This window comes from Pantoea sp. M_10, assembly GCF_008631515.1.
GTDB lineage: Bacteria > Pseudomonadota > Gammaproteobacteria > Enterobacterales > Enterobacteriaceae > Pantoea > Pantoea anthophila.
Genome location: NZ_VWUL01000006.1, coordinates 1 through 23,031, shown reverse-complemented (window position 1 = coordinate 23,031; position 23,031 = coordinate 1). Strand labels below are relative to the sequence as shown.

General features: G+C 57.7%; 19 protein-coding genes. 8 read left to right on the top strand and 11 right to left on the bottom strand.

What is annotated here, in order from left to right:
* Positions 1-4: 4 nt before the first annotated feature.
* The 8 genes from atpI to ravA all read right to left on the bottom strand — a co-directional run bounded on the left by atpI (position 5) and on the right by ravA (position 10,407).
* Positions 5-385 (bottom strand): F0F1 ATP synthase subunit I, encoded by a 381-nt coding sequence (atpI, locus tag F3I47_RS16345; protein ID WP_009088196.1) that lies wholly within the window; start codon positions 383-385, stop codon positions 5-7.
* 712 nt (positions 386-1,097) lie between these two features.
* Positions 1,098-1,715 (bottom strand): 16S rRNA (guanine(527)-N(7))-methyltransferase RsmG, encoded by a 618-nt coding sequence (rsmG, locus tag F3I47_RS16340; RefSeq protein WP_150029965.1) that lies wholly within the window; start codon positions 1,713-1,715, stop codon positions 1,098-1,100.
* A gap of 47 nt (positions 1,716-1,762) precedes the next feature.
* On the bottom strand, positions 1,763-3,652 hold the full coding sequence (gene mnmG, locus F3I47_RS16335; RefSeq protein ID WP_009088193.1) for a tRNA uridine-5-carboxymethylaminomethyl(34) synthesis enzyme MnmG: 1,890 nt from the start codon (positions 3,650-3,652) through the stop codon (positions 1,763-1,765).
* A gap of 433 nt (positions 3,653-4,085) precedes the next feature.
* Positions 4,086-4,526: an FMN-binding protein MioC gene (gene mioC, locus F3I47_RS16330; RefSeq protein WP_058957195.1), complete on the bottom strand. Its 441-nt coding sequence runs from the start codon at positions 4,524-4,526 to the stop codon at positions 4,086-4,088.
* A gap of 155 nt (positions 4,527-4,681) precedes the next feature.
* The gene (gene asnC, locus F3I47_RS16325) at positions 4,682-5,143 is read right to left on the bottom strand and encodes a transcriptional regulator AsnC (protein WP_009088190.1); all 462 of its coding nucleotides are present in this window, start codon (positions 5,141-5,143) and stop codon (positions 4,682-4,684) included.
* Between the two features lie 103 nt (positions 5,144-5,246).
* Positions 5,247-7,385 (bottom strand): 5-histidylcysteine sulfoxide synthase, encoded by a 2,139-nt coding sequence (ovoA, locus tag F3I47_RS16320; RefSeq protein ID WP_150029966.1) that lies wholly within the window; start codon positions 7,383-7,385, stop codon positions 5,247-5,249.
* A gap of 68 nt (positions 7,386-7,453) precedes the next feature.
* A complete protein-coding gene (viaA, locus tag F3I47_RS16315; protein ID WP_150029967.1) occupies positions 7,454-8,914 on the bottom strand; it encodes an ATPase RavA stimulator ViaA in 1,461 nt (486 codons plus the stop codon).
* Positions 8,911-10,407, bottom strand: coding sequence for an ATPase RavA (gene ravA / locus F3I47_RS16310; protein WP_009088185.1), 1,497 nt, complete (start codon positions 10,405-10,407; stop codon positions 8,911-8,913). Before ravA ends, viaA begins: the two co-directional genes overlap by 4 nt.
* A gap of 290 nt (positions 10,408-10,697) precedes the next feature.
* Here ravA and kup point away from each other — a divergent pair, with 290 nt between their 5' ends.
* Positions 10,698-12,566 carry a low affinity potassium transporter Kup gene (gene kup, locus F3I47_RS16305; protein WP_009088184.1) on the top strand — a complete coding sequence of 623 codons (1,869 nt, stop codon included), beginning with the start codon at positions 10,698-10,700 and terminating at the stop codon, positions 12,564-12,566.
* A gap of 15 nt (positions 12,567-12,581) precedes the next feature.
* Here the strand turns inward: kup and qseC are convergent, their stop codons facing one another.
* On the bottom strand, positions 12,582-13,937 hold the full coding sequence (qseC, locus tag F3I47_RS16300; protein ID WP_190311357.1) for a quorum sensing histidine kinase QseC: 1,356 nt from the start codon (positions 13,935-13,937) through the stop codon (positions 12,582-12,584).
* A complete protein-coding gene (qseB, locus tag F3I47_RS16295) occupies positions 13,925-14,596 on the bottom strand; it encodes a quorum sensing response regulator transcription factor QseB (RefSeq protein ID WP_009088182.1) in 672 nt (223 codons plus the stop codon). Before qseB ends, qseC begins: the two co-directional genes overlap by 13 nt.
* A gap of 162 nt (positions 14,597-14,758) precedes the next feature.
* Between qseB and F3I47_RS16290 the strand changes: the two genes are divergently transcribed.
* The 7 genes from F3I47_RS16290 to rbsR all read left to right on the top strand — a co-directional run bounded on the left by F3I47_RS16290 (position 14,759) and on the right by rbsR (position 21,253).
* Positions 14,759-15,166 carry a YgiW/YdeI family stress tolerance OB fold protein gene (locus F3I47_RS16290; RefSeq protein ID WP_009088181.1) on the top strand — a complete coding sequence of 136 codons (408 nt, stop codon included), beginning with the start codon at positions 14,759-14,761 and terminating at the stop codon, positions 15,164-15,166.
* A gap of 293 nt (positions 15,167-15,459) precedes the next feature.
* Positions 15,460-15,879 carry a D-ribose pyranase gene (gene rbsD, locus F3I47_RS16285; RefSeq protein ID WP_046100885.1) on the top strand — a complete coding sequence of 140 codons (420 nt, stop codon included), beginning with the start codon at positions 15,460-15,462 and terminating at the stop codon, positions 15,877-15,879.
* A 7-nt stretch (positions 15,880-15,886) separates the two neighbouring features.
* The gene (gene rbsA / locus F3I47_RS16280) at positions 15,887-17,395 is read left to right on the top strand and encodes a ribose ABC transporter ATP-binding protein RbsA (protein ID WP_058957198.1); all 1,509 of its coding nucleotides are present in this window, start codon (positions 15,887-15,889) and stop codon (positions 17,393-17,395) included.
* Complete coding sequence (gene rbsC / locus F3I47_RS16275; protein WP_009088178.1) at positions 17,392-18,363, top strand: ribose ABC transporter permease; 972 nt, start codon at positions 17,392-17,394, stop codon at positions 18,361-18,363. Before rbsA ends, rbsC begins: the two co-directional genes overlap by 4 nt.
* Before the next feature lie 25 nt (positions 18,364-18,388).
* The gene (gene rbsB, locus F3I47_RS16270) at positions 18,389-19,264 is read left to right on the top strand and encodes a ribose ABC transporter substrate-binding protein RbsB (RefSeq protein WP_009088177.1); all 876 of its coding nucleotides are present in this window, start codon (positions 18,389-18,391) and stop codon (positions 19,262-19,264) included.
* A 62-nt stretch (positions 19,265-19,326) separates the two neighbouring features.
* A complete protein-coding gene (gene rbsK, locus F3I47_RS16265) occupies positions 19,327-20,256 on the top strand; it encodes a ribokinase (protein ID WP_058957199.1) in 930 nt (309 codons plus the stop codon).
* A gap of 4 nt (positions 20,257-20,260) precedes the next feature.
* Complete coding sequence (rbsR, locus tag F3I47_RS16260) at positions 20,261-21,253, top strand: ribose operon transcriptional repressor RbsR (protein WP_009088175.1); 993 nt, start codon at positions 20,261-20,263, stop codon at positions 21,251-21,253.
* On the opposite strand, the gene mdtD is transcribed toward rbsR, so the two are convergent.
* A complete protein-coding gene (mdtD, locus tag F3I47_RS16255) occupies positions 21,250-22,650 on the bottom strand; it encodes a multidrug transporter subunit MdtD (RefSeq protein ID WP_150029969.1) in 1,401 nt (466 codons plus the stop codon). The genes rbsR and mdtD overlap by 4 nt on opposite strands.
* Positions 22,651-23,031 lie beyond the last annotated feature (381 nt).

The following is a 23,031-nucleotide window of genomic DNA, read 5'->3' as shown; positions in this document are numbered from 1 at the left end:
CCTCTTACCCTTTGTTGTTAATTACCGCCGGTGCCAGCATGTGTACCACCAGCACCGATAACCAGGTTATTCCGACCGGCCAGAAGACCGCGCCGAATAGACCCAACGCCACAATGAGCAAAATGATGGTCGCAAACACTTTGGCTATTTCACCTAAAGCGAAGCTCCACGCGACTCGCCCCGAAGCGGGGGATTGCCCCTGCAGGCGCCAGGCTAAAAACAAAAACAATACGTTTGGCAGCCAGGCTGCCGCTCCGCCAGCAAGAGCAGAGACACCCCACGTGACATCTTTAACAGCAAAGAGTGCGCCGATGATGACTATCGTCACCAGCTGAATCATCAGCACCGTTCGGGCGAATTTCACACTGTAAAGAGACACTGACATGACGCTGATACTCTCCTGCCCCATCAGGGGTATGTCGCGTGTCGTATAAGACTGCCTTTGCGCAGTTGAGTCAAGCAGCAAAAGCCGTGCAAATTATACGGGCCGCACCTGCGATTTCAATCGGTAAGTAGCGAAAAGGTGAACAATTATTTAAATTTCTTTCCGGAGGGCTATTTTTCCAAAGATTACCCTGCCGGAATTCATCTGAATCGGACTGAAAATTCACTGGCGTCTTGCTTTTAAAGCGTGCTTTAGATCACATAATAAGCACCTGCGCCAGAATGAGTTTTATCAGGGGGCTATTTCAGCGCCCGGCCTGCATCGGTTAAGCCTATTTGAATCAGCCACTTAAAATTAGATCGCTGTAGCGGAAAGCGTAATTTCCCGGAAAACAGGCTATTGACATCGAACTGTGCCTGAGAATCGTGAAACTGATATTACGCACGGCAGGTTATTACCGCGATATATTTTCTGACGTGACTATTTTTATTCCGCTACCCGGCTATACAAGTGATATTTCTGATAACCAAATGTGAATTAAAGGTTAAATGTAACAGAGCTTTTCGGATAATTTCCATCGGCCTTTTTAACCTTCTTACCGCGCGCGTTTAATCAAAAACTTTTATCACACCGATCTCGTCTGCGTTTTTTTTAATCAGCCGCCTCAAAGGGCCTGAGGCTGAAACGCGCTAAGACCCTGCTGACGATAAGGCTACTGGTGACGCAGAATGACCAGGTGGCGGTCACCGTCCAGCTGAGGCACCTGCAGTCTGATGACGGAATCTACACCAAAGCCTGCCGGTAAAGCGGCAATTTCATCGTCTGGTCGCACCCCTTTCAGCGCAAAGAAGCGCCCTTCCCTTCCCGGCAGATGATGACACCAGGTCACCATATCGGTCAGGGAGGCAAAAGCACGGCTGATCACCCCGTCGAACGGGGGGTCCGCCGGGAAGGTCTCTACCCGGCTCTGGACCGGCGTGATATTAGTAAGTCCTAACTCATGCTGAACCTGACGCAGGAACCGGACCCGCTTGCCCAGACTGTCGAGCAGCGTAAAGTGCGCATCCGGCATGACGATAGCCAGCGGAATGCCTGGCAGCCCCGGTCCGGTGCCAACATCAATAAAGCGTGCGCCCTGAAGATGCGGCGCCACCACGATACTGTCGAGGATATGACGCACCAGCATCTGCTGCGGATCGCGGACGGAGGTCAGGTTGTAGGCTTTGTTCCACTTATCCAGCAGGCCGACATAGGCAACCAGCTGCTGTTTTTGTTGATCGGAGAGGGAAATACCGGCTGCATTGAGCAGCGACGTGAGTGTGTTAATCACAGCATAAGTCCATTCAGCGGGGGCGAGTCTCCTCGCCCCGTTTAAGATCAGGCGCTTTTGCGCAGCAGACCCTGTTTTTTCAGGTAAATAAGCAGAATCGAGATGGCCGCCGGGGTAATACCGGAAATGCGCGTCGCCTGCCCGATCGACGTCGGCTTGTGATCGTTCAGCTTGGCAATCACCTCATTGGAGAGTCCATTCACCTGGCGATAGTCGAGCTCAACCGGCAGCAGCGTGTTCTCATTACGCAACTGACGATCGATCTCTTCCTGCTGACGCGCGATGTAGCCTTCATACTTCACCTGAATCTCAACCTGCTCAGCGGCCTGCTCATCAGCCAGTGCCGGGCCGAAGGCCTCCAGCGCCATCAGCTTCAGATAGGTCATCTCTGGACGACGCAGCAGATCTTCACCACTCGCTTCTTTGGTCAGCGGCGCGCTGAGCACCGTATTGACGTCGGAAACGTGTTCGGATTTTGGATGAACCCAGATATCGCGCAGACGCTGACGCTCCTGCTCAATCGCTTCCAGCTTCTGATTGAAGCGCGCCCAGCGTGCATCATCGACCAGACCCAGTTCACGGCCGGTTTCGGTCAGACGCAGATCGGCATTGTCTTCGCGCAGCATCAGACGGTATTCGGCACGGGAGGTGAACATCCGGTACGGCTCTTTGGTGCCGAGCGTACAGAGGTCATCAACCAGCACGCCCAGATAAGCCTGATCGCGACGCGGTGCCCAGCCTTCTTTGTCAGCAGACTGACGCGCGGCGTTCAGACCGGCCAGCATCCCCTGCGCAGCAGCTTCTTCATAACCGGTTGTGCCGTTGATCTGTCCGGCAAAGAAGAGGCCGTCGATAAACTTACTCTCCAGCGTCGGTTTGAGATCGCGCGGATCGAAGAAGTCATACTCGATGGCATAACCCGGACGCACGATCTTCGCATTCTCCATCCCCTTCATTGAGCGGACGATCTGCATCTGCACGTCAAACGGCAGGCTGGTAGAGATACCGTTCGGGTAGATCTCATTACTGGTCAGCCCTTCCGGCTCCAGGAAGATCTGATGCGAGTTACGATCGGCAAAGCGCATGACTTTGTCTTCGATCGACGGGCAGTAGCGCGGGCCGATCCCTTCGATGATCCCGGCGTACATCGGGCTGCGATCCAGGTTTTCGCGGATCACGTTGTGGGTTTTCTCATTGGTATGAGTGATCCAGCACGGCACCTGCTGCGGATGCTGAGCGGCACTGCCCATAAACGAGAAGACCGGCATCGGGTTATCCCCATGCTGCGGGCTCAGCACTGAAAAATCGATGGTGCGAGCGTCAATGCGCGGCGGCGTGCCGGTTTTGAGGCGGTTTACCCGCAGCGGCAGCGCGCGAAGTCGTTTTGCCAGCGGAATGGACGGGGGATCACCTGCGCGACCGCCACTGTAGTTGTCCAGACCGATATGAATTTTGCCGTCCAGGAAGGTTCCGACGGTCAGTACCACGGTTTTCGCGCGGAACTTCAGTCCCATCTGAGTCACGGCACCCACCACACGATCGTTTTCAACGATGAGATCGTCGACCGCCTGCTGGAAGATCATCAGGTTAGGCTGGTTCTCCAGGGCAGTGCGCACCGCCTGGCGATAGAGCACGCGATCGGCCTGAGCACGGGTTGCCCGCACCGCCGGCCCTTTGCTGGCGTTTAATATCCTAAACTGGATACCGGCCTGGTCGATCGCATGGGCCATCAGACCCCCCAGGGCATCCACTTCCTTCACCAAATGTCCTTTGCCAATGCCACCGATCGCCGGGTTGCAGGACATTTGTCCAAGCGTATCAATGTTATGGGTGAGTAACAGGGTTTGCTGACCCATTCGGGCTGCCGCCATTGCGGCTTCGGTGCCCGCATGACCACCACCAATTACGATGACGTCAAAAGGATCCTGATAAAACATGAAGTGGTACCTCGGTTGATGAACGTGCAGGATCGTCGTCCTGGGGCGTGGATTCTACTCAAATTCCGTCTGGGGTGAAAGCCGCGGGATCGTCCGGTTTTAAAAGAAAGGATCTTAGATCTGTATATGATCTTTCTGTTAGATCTCTTATTAGGATCCCGGTCTCCTGTGGATATGTGCCAGAAGCATTGCATAAACAACAGGATGGGCAGGATCACTAGCTGTGAGTGATCGGTGATCCTGATCCGTATAAGCTGGGATCAAAACATTAGGTTATACACAGCTCAAAAAAGATGCATCGGTTGTTCTTTGGATAACTACCGGTTATACGCAGTAAAATAGGGTAGTTATCCACAAAATAAACGAGCGGAAAAGGATAAAATCAGCATCTTCCACTGGGGATCGTCACTATTTCGCGATCCCCGTCCACGATTCAGATCGCGTTTTTCCACGTTTCCAGCCAGGCCTCTGCCGGATCTTCGGGGATCTCATGCTCCAGCACGTCAATCTCCAGACGATCGCCTATCCGCTGCGCCCCCTGTGCGGTCAGCAGCGCATCAATCTGGCGGATCGCGCCGCAAAAGAGATCGTACTCATGGTTGCCGAGTCCGACAGCGCCAAAGCGAACCTGAGAAAGATCGGGCTGGCTGTCGCGGATAGCTTCAGCGAGTGGCAGCAGATTGTCAGGAATATCGCCGGCACCATGCGTTGAGCAGACCACCAGCCAGATACCGGTCTGCGGCACCTCATCCAGCTCCGGGCCATGCAGCAGCTGCGTGGAGAAGCCTGCTTCCTGTAATTTTTCTTCCAGATGTTCAGCCACATACTCGGCGCTTCCCAGAGTACTGCCACTGATTAAGGTAATATCGGCCATCTTGCTCTCCCGGACAGTAAGGCGAGCATTGTACGCTGTGATCAAGCGGTGATCCACCTGTGGACAACAGGGTTAATGGATCGGGAAAGGCGAACGCAGCCGTTGTCAGCCGCCACATTCGTCAGGGATAAGATTATGCACAGGGGAAGGAACGATCAGGGCTTGATGGTACGCATGATCGGGTTTTGCAGCGAGATCAGGGTTTCGGTTGACTGAATTTCATCGATGGTCTGGATCTTGTTGATCAGCACCTGCTGCAGGGCATCGATTGACCGGCACATCACCTTAATAAAGATGCTGTAGTGACCGGTGGTGTACCAGGCTTCAACCACCTCATCCAGCGCATCCAGTTTGCTCAGCGCCGCCGGATAGTCACGCGCGCTCTTCAGGATAATGCCGATAAAGCAGCAGACATCAAACCCCAGCTGGCGCGGATCGATATCCACCCGCGTGCCCAGGATAATACCCGCCTGCTTCATCTTTTCTACGCGCACATGAATGGTGCCGGGACTGACATTAAACTGCTTTGCCAGCTCGGCGTAAGCGGTGCGCGCATTCTCCAGCAGGGCATTCAGAATGCCGCGATCCAGGTTGTCGAGCTGCAGATGTTCGGCCATGGCCATCCTCGTTGTGGGTCTGCTTAAGTGAACAAGGGTGAATGTGCAGCAAAATAGTGGTTCAGGCAACTCCCGGCAGCGGCGGGCACCGCTGCCGGGTTGCTTAGCGTTTGCGCCAGACGGTGACCTGCGCCAGCGTATGCTGGAACTTGCGGGCCGTTTCGCGGATCACGAACGGCACATCCTGCGGTTCATCGATCAGCTCGAAGTCGGCGGCCAGCAGCCGTTGCAGCGCCTGCAGGGTCGTCAGGGCCTCTCCGTTTTCCCGCACGCCGCCCAGCCAGTTCTCTTTCGGCGTGAAATCTTCCAGCCAGGTGTAAGGCGATGAGAGCAGCAGAATGCCGCCCGGACGCAGCATCGGCGTCACATCCTGCAGGAAGCGCGCGGGCTGACGCAGACGATCGATCAGATTGGAGGCAAGCACCAGATCGTAACCGGCCGGTTGCGGCTTCAGGTTGCAGGCGTCCCCCTGCACAAAGCGGATTCGCTGCGCCAGATCGCTCTCCAGATCGAAATCTTTCAGGCGAACCTGACGATATTCGACCAGATCGCCCTCCTGAGGCAGGAGATAGCGGAAATCTTCACCGCTGGTCAGCTGCAGCGCCACATCGATGAAGCGCGCCGAGTAGTCCATGCCGGTGACGCGTTCGAAGTGGCGGGCCAGTTCGAAACTGGCGCGTCCGGTCGCGCAGCCGATATCCAGGGCGTCGCCCCGGGCGCGGGTGTAATTCAGCGCCAGCTTCACCAGGCTTTCGGCATAGTTTTCCACGCCGAAATAGCGCGGGCCATACTGGAAGTCGAGATACTGCGACACCATGGCGTCAGACTCATACGGATTCAGCGCCATGCTCTCCCTGTGCCCGGACACCACATAGCGGAAACCGGCATGCTGGAAGAAGTGGCGGCGAAACGCATAGCGTGCCGATTTCAGGGCTTCATTGCCGGTGGATATCCAGCTGCCCCCTTTGATCAGCGAGTGTTTGCCATCAAACGTCGGCGTCGAGAAATCGTCGTAAAGCGGATGGACCCGGAAGCCTTCGAAGCCGTTAATTGGCGTGGTGGTCCACTGCCAGACGTTGCCGACGATATCGAAGAAGTCGCCCTGGGCGAACAGATCGACCGGTGACGAGGAGGCCCAGTAAGCCAGGTTAATGTTGCCCGGTGCCTGCTCCCAGTGCGGCTGGTCGCCGGCAACCTGTTCGCGCAGCTGAGTCCACTCCGCTTCACAGGGAAGCTGAATCGCCAGCCCCGTCTGATCTGCTTTCCAGCGGCAGAAGGCGGCGGCTTCCAGCTGATTGACCTCGGCAGGCCAGTCCCAGGGCATCGCCACCTCTTCACACATCAGACGCAGTTTCAGCTGATCGGGCATCGCTGGTGTGCCAACCCAGAAGGTGGGCATCTCTGCTTTGGCAAACTGACACCAGCCCCAGCCTTCATCATCCCACCAGCGACGATCCTGATATCCCCCCGCCTCGACGAAGGCCATAAATTCTGCGTTGCTGACCAGCATTTTGCTCGCCTGGAACGGCTGCAGCGTAATCTGCTGGCGGCCATACTCATTATCCCAGCCGTAGGTGTCGTCAGTTTTACCCAGCGTGACCGTGCCGCCGGGCATCGGCAGCAGGGCGTTGGCCGGAACGGCCTGACGCTGGTGGCGCGCCAGCGGACAGATGGGCCACGCGGACTGGGGCTTAACCCACTCAATCGGAAGCTGGCGGATCAGCACGCTGGAGGTTTCCAGATGGATGCGCTCATGCTCGATGCCCATCAGGATCACCCAGGCCGGACTTTCCCAGTCGATCGGCAGAGTGAGCGGCATGGTCTGGATGAGATCGCTGACCAGGGCTTTCACTCGTCCCCGGTATTCACGCACTTCATCGACGGTGGGCCAGTCGTAGTGACTGTCGTTGAGATCGTCCCAGCTCATCTCATCCACCCCAATCGCCATCATCGCTTCGATGCGATCGTTCAGACGCGCGTCGATGAGACGTCCGGCCATCAGCTTATTAATGTAGAAGGTCGCCGTGTGACCGAAATAGAAAATCAGGGGGTGGCGCAGCGGAATGGCTTTGATGAACCAGGCCTGCGGATCCGCCAGACAGGTAAACAGACTCTCATACTGCTCCCAGGTCTGATGGAAATAGGCCAGCAAATCGGCACGTTTTTGTTCGCTATTCTGGCCGGAGAGCAATAACGTCCGCGTAGGTGCAGGCAGATCGCGGTGGGGTTGAGCAAGCGTCACAGGAAGCTCCAGATTGCTGAGTAAGTGAAACGGTAAACTATAGCAAAGAAGCTTTTCTGCCAGATGACTTAACGGCGCCAGTGACGCAGAAGGCGGCTTTTCATGCCGGTATCGAAACGCCAGATATGGTCGAAGATGCGCAGAATACCGGGTTTCCCGTGAGCCGACATGGCCACCGCGTGAAAACGTTGCTGATTGTGTCGCTGGCGCTGTTTTATCGCCCCGATCACCTCTTCCGGCAGACGCTGGGCGATGAAATCGGAGACGATGACCGCATCCGCTTCCTGCCACAGTGCGCCCTCCATCCGGTTCACCACCGAGGAGAGGCAGGCGGCCAGATCGGTGCCGCCACGAAAGCGCTGGCTGAGAAAGCGAATCGCCTGTTCCAGCCCATCTTCCCCGGTCAGCTCGTAGCCGATGACTTCATGGGCAAACAGCATGATGTAGCAGCGACGCCGGTCAGCCAGCGCGACTTTCAGCAGCGCCAGACAAAACGCTTTTGCGCAGCGCTCGTTGAAGCCCCCCATGGAGCCGGAAGTATCCACGCAGACGATAAACGGCCCGCGGGGCTGCTCCTCATGCTGCTGATGGCTGGCCGGCCGCATCGTCACTTTTTCGTGCCAGGCATCGCCCTGCAGACGGTAGGTCAGCAGCCGTTTCTCAACCAGGCGCCGGTAAAACTCCAGCTCCAGTTCGCTGATGCTCAGCGCGGCTAACTCCGGCGGCAGCAGACGCAGCACGTCATCGCTCTGATGAATGCCGCTCACCTCTTCCGGCACGGACGCGGGCTCCTGCACCAGATGGTGAAAGGCCTCCATCGGGGCATCCTGTGACGGCACCGATTTAGCCTCCCGACTGCGGCCCAGCTGCTGTGCCAGCTTCAGCAGCTCCGGTTGCTGCGCGAGAAACTCACCATATTGCAGCATCAGCTGATAGTCGCCGGGCTGCAGTGACGCTTTGCTCATGTCCCATAACCGGCCTGCCGCCGCTTCATCATCGTCCCCCAGGATCGGGGCCAGCTGACCGCTCAGCGCCATGCGCTGCTGCAGCTCCGCCAGCAGGCGTTCGCGCTGCAGCTCCAGCAGCTGCTGATTCAGGGTCAGGGTCTGTAAGGTCAGACTCAGCCGCCAGCGCTGCAGAAAAAGCTGGTGCTGCGCGCTGCTGAGATGGTGGATATCGGTGTGCTGCAACAGCCGGTTCGCTTCATCCAGGAAGGGCGAAGGCAGGCTTTGCAGCGCCTGAAGCGTCGCATCCAGCTGGTGGATGAATTCACGATCGCTGAGGAGCTGAACCCGCTGAAAGAGCTGAAACTCCTCTGCCAGCGTGGCCGGAACCGGGGTGGCTTTGAGTTCCGCGTTGATCTCGGCCCGCCAGCGCGGCACATCGCGCAGCAGCGCTTTTTTCAGCCCGGGAAACTTTTCAAAAAACAGCGCAAGCTGTGGGGAGGCCAGCAGGGCGACGATCAGCTCTTCAATCAGTTCGGTCTCCCCCACCGAGAGCAGGGTGCTGAGCGTCTCCACGGAGATCATTTACGCGCCTGTTTCAGCTGCTCTGCCACATCCTGCAGGCTGGTTTCGACCCGCGCCAGCCAGTCGTCGCTGATAAACAGGCAGCGCTGATGCTGACTGAAGAGATGCCGCTGGGTGCGCAGTTCACTCTCCAGTGCATCCAGCGCCTCGGTAATCTCACCGGGCAGCGGCTCGCTGTTGCTGACGCCGGGCAGGGTCAGCCGCGACGACTGCAGGCTGACATCGCGGATCGCCAGGCAGTGCTGCGCATCCACCTGAAGATCCAGGCTCTGAGCAAAGCCGATGCCGTTGAGCTTGCCGCGCACCTCGCCCCCTTTCTGCAGCCACTGGTTCAGCGCATCACGCGCGATCACCAGGTGGGTAACCTGCATATCGTGCAGCATCAGCGGCTTTTGCAGCATCAGCGTCAGCTGCTCATCGGTGAGGCTTTCGGGCATATCGTAGTGCGGCTTGCGGCTGAACATGCCGCTGTGCTTCTCCAGCGTGATGGCCTGCGCCACGCTCTGCTGTTGCTGCAGCGCCAGACGACGGGCTTTGATCTGATGCAGTTTCAGCAGCATCGGCTGCTGCTGCCAGGCGTGTTGTGTCATCAGCTGGTCAATTTCGCGTTCCAGCAGCTGCATGGACGCCACGTCGTGCCAGAGGCAATCTTTCAGCAGGATCAGGTCTATCGGCGCAATCGCGCTGCGTCCGCTGTAAAAGGCGCTGGCCTGTAACAGGTGAATGGCTTTTTTCCAGCGACGATCGGAAATGTAGGGGGCGGCAGGCTGGCTCTCCAGCTGCTGACGCAGCTGATAGATCAGCTCGAAAACGGCATCCGGCAGGCCCACCTGGCTGATGCTGAGCTGCCACTGCGCATACTCCTCATCGCTGATGCGCAGAGATTCCGCCACCGGATTGGCGTGTTCATCCTGCTGGTGAGTCAGCATGCTGCGGAAGTTCTGCTTCTCATGCACGTTATCCAGCCACAGGCGGATCAGCATCCGGTCATAGAGCGCCTCAAGACCGCTGTCCGCTTCCGGGAGTTCATTGGAGGCGGTGACCAGCAGACGCATCGGGATGGTTTCTTCGCTGTCACCATTGCGGAAGCGGCGTTCGTTGATGGCGGTCAGCAGGGTATTCAGAATCGCCGGGCCGGCTTTCCAGATCTCATCCAGAAACACAATCTCTGCGTCGGGCAGATACCCTTTAGTGAGGCGCTGATAGCGCCCTTCATCCTTCAGCGCCTGAATGGAGAGCGGGCCAAACACCTCTTCCGGCGTCGAGAAACGGGTCATCAGATATTCAAAGGCGCGGGCGTGCTGAAAGGCATATTTGAGGCGGCGTGCTATCAGGCTCTTGGCGATGCCGGGCGGGCCCAGCAGGAACACGCTTTCACCGCTCAGCGCCGCCAGCAGGCAAAGGCGAATGGCATGATGCCGCTCATACAATCCTTTTTCTAACGCATTGCTCAGGCGAGAAATTCTTTCTGCCAAAAGATGGGGTTGAGCCATAATCACTTCAATGTCCTTACGATCGACGGGCCGCCGCGCTTAAGCAAGCGCCTTACTCTATAGATCATCATGCGTGAAAGCGTTGATAGCTGTCAGCTTTTTTGTATCAGAAGGTTTGCCTGCTATCACGCGGTATCCACTGACATTTTACCGCCTGAAGCGCCCCCGTTATCCGGCGAGCAAGGCGAAGCGGGTATAGGAATTTTCACCAATACGTGCATACTGTGCGCTTTTTGATGGCCTGAGCGAGGGGTGTTTGCGCCTCTCAGACTCCAACAAAAGATAACTCTATGAGCTCAGATAATAAGCAGTCCCTTCCCGGATTAACGCTGGCCGCGATTGGTGTTGTTTACGGGGATATCGGCACCAGTCCGCTCTATACCCTGCGTGAATGTCTCTCCGGACAGTTTGGTTTCGGCGTTGAACGGGAAGCAGTGTTTGGCTTTCTGTCGCTGATTTTCTGGCTGCTGGTGCTGGTGGTCTCACTCAAATATATCAGTTATGTGATGCGCGCCGACAACGCCGGAGAGGGCGGTATTCTGACCCTGATGTCGCTGGCGGGCCGCCACACCGGTGCGCGCGCCACGGCGGTGCTGGTGATCATGGGACTGATTGGCGGCAGCTTCTTCTATGGGGAGGTGGTGATCACTCCGGCCATTTCGGTGATGTCCGCGATTGAGGGCCTGGAGATTGCCGCGCCGTCACTGGATCCTTTTATTGTGCCGATGTCGATTGCGGTGCTGACGCTGCTGTTTGTGATTCAGAAACATGGCACCGGTATGGTGGGCAAACTGTTCGCGCCCGTGATGCTGATCTGGTTCCTGGTGCTGGCGGTCCTGGGGGCCTGCGGCATCATGAAAAACCCGGAAGTGCTGCACGCGCTCAACCCCGCCTATGCCATTGAGTTCTTCCTGCACTACAAGTCGGTCTCGTTCTTCGCGCTGGGCGCCGTCGTGCTGGCGATTACCGGCGTGGAGGCACTCTATGCGGATATGGGCCACTTCGGCAAAGTGCCGATCCGGCTGGCCTGGTTCTCGGTGGTGCTGCCGTCGCTGGTGCTGAACTACTTTGGTCAGGGCGCGCTGCTGCTCAGCGATCCGAAAGCGATTAAAAACCCCTTCTTCCTGCTGGCCCCGGACTGGGCGCTGATTCCGATGCTGATTCTGGCGACGCTGGCCACCGTGATCGCCTCACAGGCGGTTATCTCAGGCGTCTTCTCGCTGACGCGTCAGGCGGTGCGACTGGGCTATCTGCCTGGGATGCGTATCATCCACACCTCTGAGCGCGAATCAGGTCAGATCTATATTCCGGCCATCAACTGGGTGCTCTATTTCGCCGTGCTGATTGTGATTATCAGCTTTGAGCATTCGAGTAACCTGGCGGCGGCCTACGGTATCGCCGTGACCGGCACCATGGTCCTGACCTCGATCCTCGTCTGCACCGTGGCCATTAAAAACTGGCACTGGCAAAAGCTGGCCGTCGGTCTCATCCTGGTGCTGCTGCTCTTTATCGATGTGCCGCTGTTTACCGCCAACCTGGTGAAAATCTTCTCCGGTGGCTGGCTGCCGCTCTGCCTCGGTCTGGTGATGTTTATCATTATGACGACGTGGAAAAGCGAGCGTTTCCGCCTGCTGCGTCGCATGCATGAGCACGGTAACTCCCTGGAGGCGATGATCGCCTCGCTGGAGAAATCGCCGCCGGTTCGTGTGCCGGGCACCGCGGTCTATATGTCGCGTGCGCTGAATGTGATTCCGTTTGCCATGCTGCATAACCTCAAGCACAACAAGGTATTGCATGAGCGCGTGGTGCTGCTGACGCTGAGAACGGAAGATGCGCCCTACGTTCACAACGTGCGGCGTGTGACGATTGAGCAGCTCTCACCGACCTTCTGGCGGGTGGTTGCCAGTTACGGCTGGCGTGAAACGCCTAACGTTGAGGAGATTTTCCATCGCTGCGGGCTGGAAGGACTGAACTGTCGCATGATGGAGACGTCGTTCTTTATGTCGCACGAGTCGCTGATCATCGGCAAACGCCCCTGGTATCTGCGCCTGCGCGGCAAACTCTTCCTGGCGCTGCAGCGCAACGCACTGCGCGCACCAGACCAGTTCGAGATCCCGCCAAACCGGGTTATCGAGCTGGGCACCCAGGTCGAGATTTGACGGGTCGCGCCCGCCTTACGGGGTGGGCGCGGACCAGCGCAGCGTGACGCACAGGCCGCTGCCGGGACGCTGGCTGAAGCTCACCTGCATCCCGTGCAGCTGGGCAATATTACGCACAATCGAGAGTCCCAGTCCGCTGCCACTCTTCTCCTGACCGGGCGGTCGCCAGAAACGCTCACCAAGACGTTGCCGGTCGGCTTCACTCAATCCCTCGCCGTTATCCTCCACCGCCAGGCTGTTCGCCTGTAACCGCACATCAACTTCACTGCCTGCTGGCGTATAACGAATGGCGTTATCCAGCAGATTACGCACCAGCAGTGACAGCAGCAGCGCATGCCCCTGAATCTGCGGATCGGCGTCGGCATGCAGCCGCAGCGTTACGCCCGCTTTATCCGCCAGCGGCAGCTGGGCGGCCAGCGTCTCCTGAACCGTGCGCTTTAGCGCCACCAGCCCGAAGGCACTGCGCGCATCGTCGGCTTCCACCCGTGAGAGCGTCAGCAGCTGATCCACCAGCCGCGTGGCGCGCAGGATCCCCGCATCCAGCTGCTGCAGCGCATGGGTGCGCATCACCTCATCATCCGCCGTCAGCTGAATGACCTCGCTTTGCACCTGCAGTGCAGCCAGCGGACTGCGCAACTCGTGCGCCGCGTCGGCGGTAAAGCGCCGTTCGCGCTGCATCATGGCGCTGATGCGGCGGAAGAGGCCATTCAGCGCCACCATCAGCGGCTGGACCTCTTTCGGCACCCGCCCGGCCTGCAGCGGCGTATCATCATCGGGCGCGCGCTGCGCCAGCTGCTTCGCCAGCCTCTTCAGCGGGCGCAGTTCAGACCAGACCAGCCCCATCAGCAGCAGCAACATAAACGGCAGCGCGATCAACCAGGGCAACACGCTCGCTTTCATTACGTCCTGCGTCATGTCATCCCGGTATTCCAGCTCCTGGCCGACCACCACGCGAAACTGCTTGTCGGGAGTGGTGAGCCAGACAAATCGCCAGCGATCATCATCATTCGTGAGCTGACCTTCATGGAATCCCTGAGACGCTGCGTCGAACGGCAGATAGCGGCCATTATCCCCATCGTTCATCACCTGCCTGCCGTCATGCGTGAAGACGGCAAACGCCAGGGCGTCGTCATCCTGTTCGCCGCGATGGTGGCGCAGGATCGCTTTGGTTTTTGGCAGCGTGGTGTTCTCCAGCGTCGAAAAATCCAGTGTCAGCAGACGCTTTGCCAGCAGCATCTGCTGGGTATCGAAGAGTTCATCCAGGGTTTCACGCGTCTGATGCCAGGCACTGAGGCTGGCACTGACCCAGCAGAGAGCGACCAGCAGTACAAAACCGATGCCAAGCCGCAGAAACAGGCTCATTGATCGCATTCGGCGGCTCCCAGGGTATAGCCGACGCCGTGCAGCGTGCGGATGAACTGACTGCCCAGTTTTTTACGCAGATGATGGATATGCACCTCCACCGCATTGCTGGAGACATCGGCATCCCAGCTGTAGAGCTTCTCCTCCAGCTGGCTGCGCGTCAGCACCCGGCCAGGATTTCGCATAAACAGCTCCAGCAGCGCCAGCTCCCGGCTTTTCAGCGCAATGGTTTCCCCCTCGCGCATCACGCTGTGACCGCCGGGGATCAGCACCACATTGCCGTGACGAAGTTCAGGCTGAAGCTGGCCGTGCCGGCGGCGAATCAACGCCTGCAGGCGCGCGGCCACCTCGGTCAGGGCAAAAGGTTTACACAGATAGTCATCGGCGCCCTGCTGCAGCCCTTCGACCCGCTGATCGAGCGCATCGCGCGCGGTCAGGATTAACACCGGAACATCTTTGCCCTGCTGTCGCCACTGTCGCAGAATATCGAGCCCGTCGCGTTCGGGCAGAGAGAGATCCAGAATCACCGCATCCCAGGGGGCCGCGTCCAGCGCGTTAAAGCCCGCCTCACCGGAGGTAAACCAGTCAACGCTGAAGCCCAGCCTGCTCAGCCCTGCCTTAATACCGTCACCAATTAAGCGATCGTCTTCAATCAGTAAAATACGCATGATGTCTCCCTGTTCCGATAGCGTTTTATACGAAGCCACCTCCTGCTTGTACAGCTGATTCCGGCAAATATCGTCTATTTTTAATGCTTAAGAAGCTGTTAAGAACTCTGTGGTCAACTGGGCCTGTTCAACCCGGACCGACCACTAAAAAAGGGGTACACCATGAAAAAGCACGCTGCTATTCTGACCGTCGTTATGCTGGCTTCCGCGCCGGTTTTTGCTGCACAGCAGGGCGGATTTGTTGATCCCAGTGCGCCCGCCGCACAGACGAAGGCTGCCGCTGGCCAGGGCGGTTTTCGTGCCGACCAGACCAGTGTGGTGACGGTGAAGCAGGCGGAAGAGATGAAAGATGACAGCTGGATCACCGTGCGCGGCAAGCTGGAAAAACAGATCGGTGATGAAGATTATCTGTTCCGCGACCAGACCGGCACGATGAAAGTTGAAATCGACCACAAGCACTGGAACGGCCAGACCATCTCACCGAAAGACAATGTTGAGCTAACGGGTGAGCTGGATAAAGATTTCAACAGCATTGAGATGGACGTCAAACAGGTTAAGAAACTGCCTTAATCTTTTTTTCAGGCCCGCGCCTCTCCCGGCGCGGGACGCTTTCCTCCTCTGTCCATCTCCTCTCTGTCTGGTGCTGAACCCTTGCTGCCCCTTTTTTCCGGCGTTAAGTTTGCCAGCCGCCTGAGACTGCCTTCACGATCCTTTTTTCAGCCCCTCTCCTGCCCTAATTCAAATTCTCGCCCGCGTAAGCGAAACGTTTCGATAGCGATCACAGATTTCTTCTTTGCCGGTTGAGTTGAAGGCGGCATTTCATACACTCCTGTCAGCGAAACGTTTCGCTGTGGAGTGAAAAGATGAAAAAAGGTCGCCTGTTAAACGCTGAACTCTCTCATGTGATTGCCCGCCTGGGACACACGGATACGCTGACGATTGCGGATGCTGGCCTGCCGATTCCGGCCGGTCCGCAGCGTATTGATCTGGCGCTCACGCCGGGTACGCCCGATTTTATGCAGGTGGTGAATGCGGTTGCCCTGGAGATGCAGGTAGAAAGCGCCCTGATTGCGGAGGAGATTCAGCAGCACAATCCGCCTCTTCACCGTGCGCTGATTGCCGCACTCGAAGCCCTGCAGCAGCAGCAGGGGAACGTCATCACCATCCGCTACCTCTCGCATGAACAGTTCAAACAACACACGCAGCGTAGCCAGGCGGTCATTCGCAGCGGGGAGTGCTCTCCGTTTGCCAATGTCATCCTCAGCGCCGGTGTGACCTTCTGAGGCCGCTATGCAACCTTTACTGCAACTCGACGGCATTGAAAAATCCTTTCCGGGGGTGAAAGCCCTTAAGGGTGCCTCGCTGAATGTCCGCGCAGGTCGCGTGATGGCGCTGGTCGGAGAGAACGGCGCAGGCAAGTCCACCATGATGAAAGTTCTGACCGGGATCTACCAGTATGATGCCGGTACGCTGCGCTGGCTCGGCAAAGAGACCCGCTTCAGTGGGCCGAAAGCGTCGCAGGAAGCGGGCATTGGCATCATCCATCAGGAACTGAACCTGATCCCGCAGTTAACCGTGGCGGAGAACATTTTTCTTGGTCGCGAATATGTCAGCCGGTTTGGCCGCATTCAGTGGCAACGCATGTATGCCGAAGCCGACGCGCTGCTCAAACGCCTCAATCTGCGCTTCAGCAGCCACAAGCTGGTGGGCGAGCTGTCGATTGGCGATCAGCAAATGGTCGAAATCGCCAAAGTGCTGAGCTTTGAATCGCAGGTGATCATCATGGATGAGCCGACCGACGCGCTGACCGACACCGAAACGCTGTCGCTGTTCCGGGTGATCAATGAGCTGAAAGCGCAGGGCTGCGGCATCGTCTACATCTCGCATCGCATGAAAGAGATCTTTGAGATCTGCGATGACGTCACGGTGTTCCGCGACGGGCAGTTTATTGCGGAGCGTCCGGTCAGCGCGCTGACCGAAGAGAGCCTGATCGAGATGATGGTCGGGCGCAAACTGGAAGATCAATATCCCCGTCTGGATCAGGCGCCCGGCGACGTGCGCCTGAAAGTGGAAAACGTCAGCGGACCGGGCGTGGATAAGGTCAGCTTCAGCCTGCGCAAAGGCGAAATTCTGGGTATCTCCGGCCTGATGGGCGCGGGCCGTACCGAACTGATGAAGGTGCTTTACGGCGCGCTGCCGCGCCACGAAGGCAAACTGTGGCTCAGCGGCCGCGAAGTGGTAACGCGTTCGCCACAGGATGGGCTGGCTAACGGCATCGTCTATATCTCCGAGGATCGTAAGCGCGACGGCCTGGTGCTGGGCATGTCGGTAAAAGAGAACATGTCGCTGACGGCGTTACGTTATTTCAGTCGCGGCAGCGGGTCACTGAAGCACGCGGCAGAGCAGCTGGCGGTCGGCGATTTTATCCGGCTGTTCAATGTGAAAACGCCCTCAATGGAGCAGCCGATTGGCCTGCTTTCCGGGGGTAACCAGCAGAAAGTGGCGATTGCCCGCGGACTGATGACCCGGCCCAACGTACTGATTCTGGACGAACCGACCCGCGGTGTGGATGTCGGCGCGAAGAAAGAGATTTATCAACTGATTAACCAGTTCAAGGCCGAAGGGCTGAGCATCATCCTCGTTTCCTCGGAAATGCCGGAAGTGCTGGGCATGAGCGACCGGATTCTGGTGATGCATGAAGGCCGTATCAGCGGCGAATTTTCCCGGGAAGACGCCACTCAGGAACGTCTGATGGCCGCCGCCGTAGGCAAGCAACACAGCGAGGATTTAGTGGTATGACAACCCAAACGTTACCTGCCAGCCGCCGCTGGTTTAGCAAAAGCTGGTTACTGGAGCAGAAGTCGCTGATTGCGCTGATGGTGCTGATCGCCGTGGTCGCCAGTCAGAGTCCGAACTTCTTTACCGTCGCGAACCTGTTCAACATCCTGCAGCAGACCTCGGTGAATGCCATTATGGCGGTCGGGATGACGCTGGTGATCCTGACTTCCGGTATCGACCTCTCTGTGGGATCGCTGCTGGCACTGACCGGTGCGGTAGGCGCGTCGCTGGTGGGTATGGAGGTCAATGCCCTTGTGGCGGTGGCGGCTTCGCTGGCGCTGGGGGCGGCAATCGGTGCCCTGACCGGCACCATCGTGGCGCGCGGCAGGGTACAGGCGTTTATTGCCACGCTGGTCATGATGCTGCTGTTACGCGGCGTTACCATGGTCTATACCGACGGCAGCCCGATTAACACCGGATTCAGCGCCAATGCCGATTTGCTGGGCTGGTTTGGTATTGGTCGCCCGCTGGGTGTGCCTGCACCGGTCTGGCTGATGGCGCTGGTCTTTATCGCCGCCTGGTACATGCTGCAGCATACCCGCCTGGGCCGTTATATCTATGCGCTGGGCGGTAACGAAGCGGCTACCCGTCTCTCCGGCATCAATGTAAATCGCGTCAAAATCATCGTCTATTCACTGAGTGGCATGCTGGCGGCGCTGGCGGGCACGATTGAAGTGGCCCGTCTCTCTTCGGCACAACCTACTGCGGGCACCGGCTATGAGCTGGATGCGATTGCCGCGGTGGTGCTGGGTGGCACCAGCCTGGCGGGCGGTAAAGGGCGTATTTTCGGCACGCTGATCGGTGCGCTGATCCTCGGCTTTCTGAACAACGGCCTGAACCTGATGGGCGTCTCTTCTTACTACCAGATGATCGTTAAAGCGGTAGTCATCCTGCTGGCGGTGCTGGTGGATAATAAAAGCAGTAAATAACTCTGACCTTACACAGGATAATAAGATGAAAAAGTTAACCGCACTGGCCATCATCCTTGGCGCAACTCTCAGTACCAGCGCCATGGCAAAAGAGACCATCGCTCTGGTGGTTTCGACCCTCAATAACCCCTTCTTTGTTTCGCTGAAAGAGGGTGCGCAGAAAGAAGCCGATAAGCTGGGCTACAACCTGGTGGTGCTGGATTCACAAAACAATCCGGCGAAAGAGCTGGCAAACGTGCAGGATCTGACGGTGCGCGGCACTAAACTGCTGCTGATCAACCCTACCGACTCGGATGCTGTAGGCAATGCCGTGAAGATGGCTAATCAGGCGAACATCCCGGTCATCACACTGGATCGCGTCGCGTCACAGGGCAAAGTTGTCAGCCATGTCGCCTCCGATAACCGGTTCGGCGGTAAAATGGCCGGTGACTTCATCGCCAAGAAAGTCGGTGAAAACGCGAAAATTATTGAGCTGCAGGGCATTGCCGGGACCTCCGCGGCCCGTGAACGTGGCGAAGGTTTCAAACAGGCTGCCGATGCGCATAAGTTCCAGATCCTCGCCAGCCAGCCCGCTGACTTTGACCGCACCAAAGGGCTGAACGTTATGCAGAACCTGCTGCAGGCCCACCCGGATGTGCAGGCCGTCTTCGCGCAGAACGATGAAATGGCTCTGGGTGCTCTGCGCGCGCTGCAGACCGCCGGTAAAACCGGTGTGATCGTGGTCGGTTTTGACGGCACGGCGGATGGCGTGAAAGCGGTAGAAAGTGGCAAACTGTCCGCGACCGTGGCACAGATGCCGGACAAAATTGGCATGATCGGCGTGGATACCGCTGATAAAGTGCTGAAGGGTGAAAAAGTGCAGGCGATCAATCCGGTCGACCTGAAGCTGGTCACTCAATAACTCAAAGAAAAGCAGGGCACCGCGCCACCCTTCCGGTGGCGCACTTATTCCGGACTCCCCTAATGAGCAAAAACGCAAAACTGGCCGTTCTTGGCAGCATTAACGCTGACCACATCCTTAATCTGGCGCACTTTCCTCGTCCCGGTGAAACGGTGATCGGGCAGAATTATCAGATTGCGTTTGGCGGTAAAGGTGCGAATCAGGCGGTTGCCGCCGGTCGCGCAGGCGCCGATATCGCCTTTATCGCCTGTGTGGGCGCTGACGACATGGGTGAACGGATTCGTCAGCAACTGGCGCAGGACAATATTGATACCACCCCGGTTGAAGTGGTTGCGGGTGAGTCCACCGGCGTGGCGATGATTTTCGTTAACGGTGACGGCGAAAACAGTATCGGTATCTACGCCGGTGCCAACGCGGCGTTAACGCCTGCCTGTGTGGCGCGTCATCAGCCGGTCATCGCTGCAGCCGATGCGCTTCTTATGCAGCTGGAGTCACCGCTGGAGAGCGTCCTGGCCGCGGCCACGTTTGCCCGACAGCATCAGACCCAGGTGATTCTCAATCCGGCCCCGGCCACTCCGCTCTCTGACGACCTGCTGGCGCTGGTCGACATTATTACGCCGAATGAGACCGAAGCGGAGAGCCTGACCGGCATCGCCGTCAACAGCGATGAAGATGCTGCCCGCGCCGCGGCAGTGTTACATGCAAAGGGCATCGGCACGGTGTTGATTACGCTGGGGCGCCGCGGCGTCTGGCTGAGCGAACAGGGTGAGGGCCAGCGCATTGCAGGCTTCAGCGTGAAGGCGATCGATACTATCGCGGCGGGCGATACCTTTAATGGTGCGTTTATTACCGCACGACTGGAGCAGAAGCCGATCTATGAGGCCGTACGATTTGCCCACGCCGCCGCCGCGATTGCCGTGACCCGCTCGGGTGCGCAGCCCTCCGTGCCGTGGCGCGCGGAGATCGATGAATTTTTGCAGCAGCAGGGCTAAGCGCTTGAGTACCATGAAAGATGTCGCTCGCCTGGCGGGCGTCTCTACCTCCACCGTCTCGCACGTCATCAACAACAATCGCTTTGTCAGTGAAGGCGTGCGGGAAAAAGTCGAGCAGGCGATACGTCATCTGAATTACGCCCCCTCGGCACTGGCGCGCAGTCTGAAGATCAACCAGACCCACACGATAGGCATGCTGCTGACCACCAGTAGTAACCCGTTTTATGCGGAGGTGGTGCGGGGCGTCGAAGAGAGCTGCTATCAGCGTGGCTACAGTCTGATCCTCTGTAACACCGCCGGGGATGAGGAGCGGATGAACCGCAGCCTTGAGACGCTGATGCAAAAGCGCGTCGATGGCTTACTGATTATGTGCACCGAAAGTCACCTCCCTTCCGCAGACATTCTGAATCGCTACCCCTCTATCCCGGCTGTCATGATGGACTGGGCGCCATTTGAAGGGCGTGGCGACATTATTCAGGATAACGCGCTGCTGGGAGGCGAACTGGCAACTCAGCATCTTATCGACAGCGGCTATACCCGCATCGCCTGTATCGCCGGCCCGCAGGATAAGACCCCGGCCCGCATGCGTCTGCAGGGGTATCGCAACGCCATGACAAAAAGCGGCCTTGAGATTCTGCCGGGCTACGTGGTGAGCGGTGACTTTGAATTTCAGGGCGGTTACAACGGGATGGTTGAGCTGCTGGCACTGGACACGCCACCGGATGCGGTGTTCACCAGCAACGACGCCATGGCGGTCGGCGTTTACCATGCGCTCTATCAGGCCGGACTGCAGGTTCCGCAGCAGATGGCGGTCATGGGCTATGACGATATCGAACTGGCGCGTTATCTTTCTCCGCCACTGAGTACCGTTCATCAGCCAAAAGATGCCTTGGGCGAACTGGCGATAGACACCTTGATCCATCGTCTCAGCGATCCCGACGCCAGCCAGCAGACGCTGGTGCTGACGCCGGAGCTCGTGGTGCGTGGGTCGGCTTAAGCCTTTTTCTTCCTGTCGCGATTGGTGATCAGGTTACGTCCATCCCCGTTTTTCAGCAGCATAAAGGTCAGCCCGGAGAAGACGGTTATCACGCCCATGGTCAGAAATGTGGCGTGAAACTGTGAAATGGTGCTGGTTTCAAACTCCTGATAGAAGCGCAGTACCGCCGCGCTGACGGCCACACCAAAACTGATCGCTAACTGCTGCGTCACGGCCAGCACGCTGTTGCCGCCGCTGGCGTTGTCATCATCCAGATCGGCCAGCGTGATCGTATTCATGGCAGTGAACTGTGTCGACATGGCCATGCCGAGAATAAACAGCGGCAGTAACAGCACAATAATGCTCTCAGCAGGCGACTGCAGGGAGAAGCTGGCGATCAGAATGCCAATGATGGCGGTAATGCCGACCAGCAGGCGGCGGTATCCCAGCCAGCGCAGCAGCTGGGTCACCGTGGATTTCGCCAGGATAGAGCCTATCGCGGTGGGAGCCATCATGCAGCCTGCGATAATCGCTGAATAGCCAAAACCGACCTGCAACATCAGTGGCATTAAAAAGGGCACGCAGCCCGTGCCGAGACGTGACGCGATGTTGCCACCGATGCCGACTGAGAAGGTGCGGGTTTTAAACATCGGCAGGCTGATCAGCGGTGAAGGGTGACGCCGGGCATGCACTATATAGAGGAGCAACAGCACAATCCCGCCCAGTAATATCCCGCCCGCCAGCCAGGCTGAGACAATCCGCTCGCCAAACAGCTCAATACCGATTGAGATCATCACCAGTCCGGCCCCGAATAATAGGAAGCCTGCAAAGTCGAAGCGGCGCTTGGGCGTGGTGAAGTCCGGCATATATTTGCGTGCAAAGGCAATACCGAGAATGCCTATCGGGATGTTGATCAGGAAAATCCAGTGCCAGGTGGCGTAGGTGACCAGAACGCCGCCCAGCATCGGTCCCAGTATCGGACCCACTAATCCCGGCATGGTGACAAAGTTGAGCACCGGCAGCAGCTCACTGCGCGGATAGGCACGCAACAGCGCCAGCCGGGCAACCGGCATCATCATGGCGCCGCCGACGCCCTGCACGATGCGTGACATAACCAGCACCGACAGCGTAGGCGAAAGCGCACAGGCCAGTGAGCCAAGGGTAAACAGTGACACGGCAACGATAAACACCTTACGCGTGCCGAAACGATCGGCAAGCCAGCCGCTGACCGGAATCAACATAGCAACAGTCAGGGTGTAGCTGATAACGGCGGATTGCATGGCCAGGGGAGAACGATCGAGGCTGGAGGCGATGGCGGGCAGTGCAGTATTCAGTATGGTGGCGTCGAGTGACTGCATGAAAAAGGCCATGGCAGCTATCCATGGCAAACCGGCCATGCTGCGCGCGGATCTTATCATTGAGTGTCCTTCTGGGGTTATCCTGCGACAAGAAGCAAAATAATAGCACCCGCAATCCGCCACGGCAGGTCTCTTTACAACGTTTAATGGCGGTTTTTGTGCGTTATTCAGGCATGAAACGTCTGTTTTTAACCCGTTCGTTTAAAAAAGATGCGCTCAGCAAATTAATTCAAAGAAACACTTGTCAGCCCGCGGAAACTCCCTATAATGCGCCTCCATCGACACGGCACACCGGCAACGGGAAACGGGTTGAGAGGTTCAGGAGACTGAGCCGCCGGAGAAAAACTTCTGAAAAAGAGGTTGACTCTGAAGGAGGAAAGCGTAATATACGCCACCTCGCGACAGGACGCTAACGCACTGTTCGCACTGCTCTTTAACAAT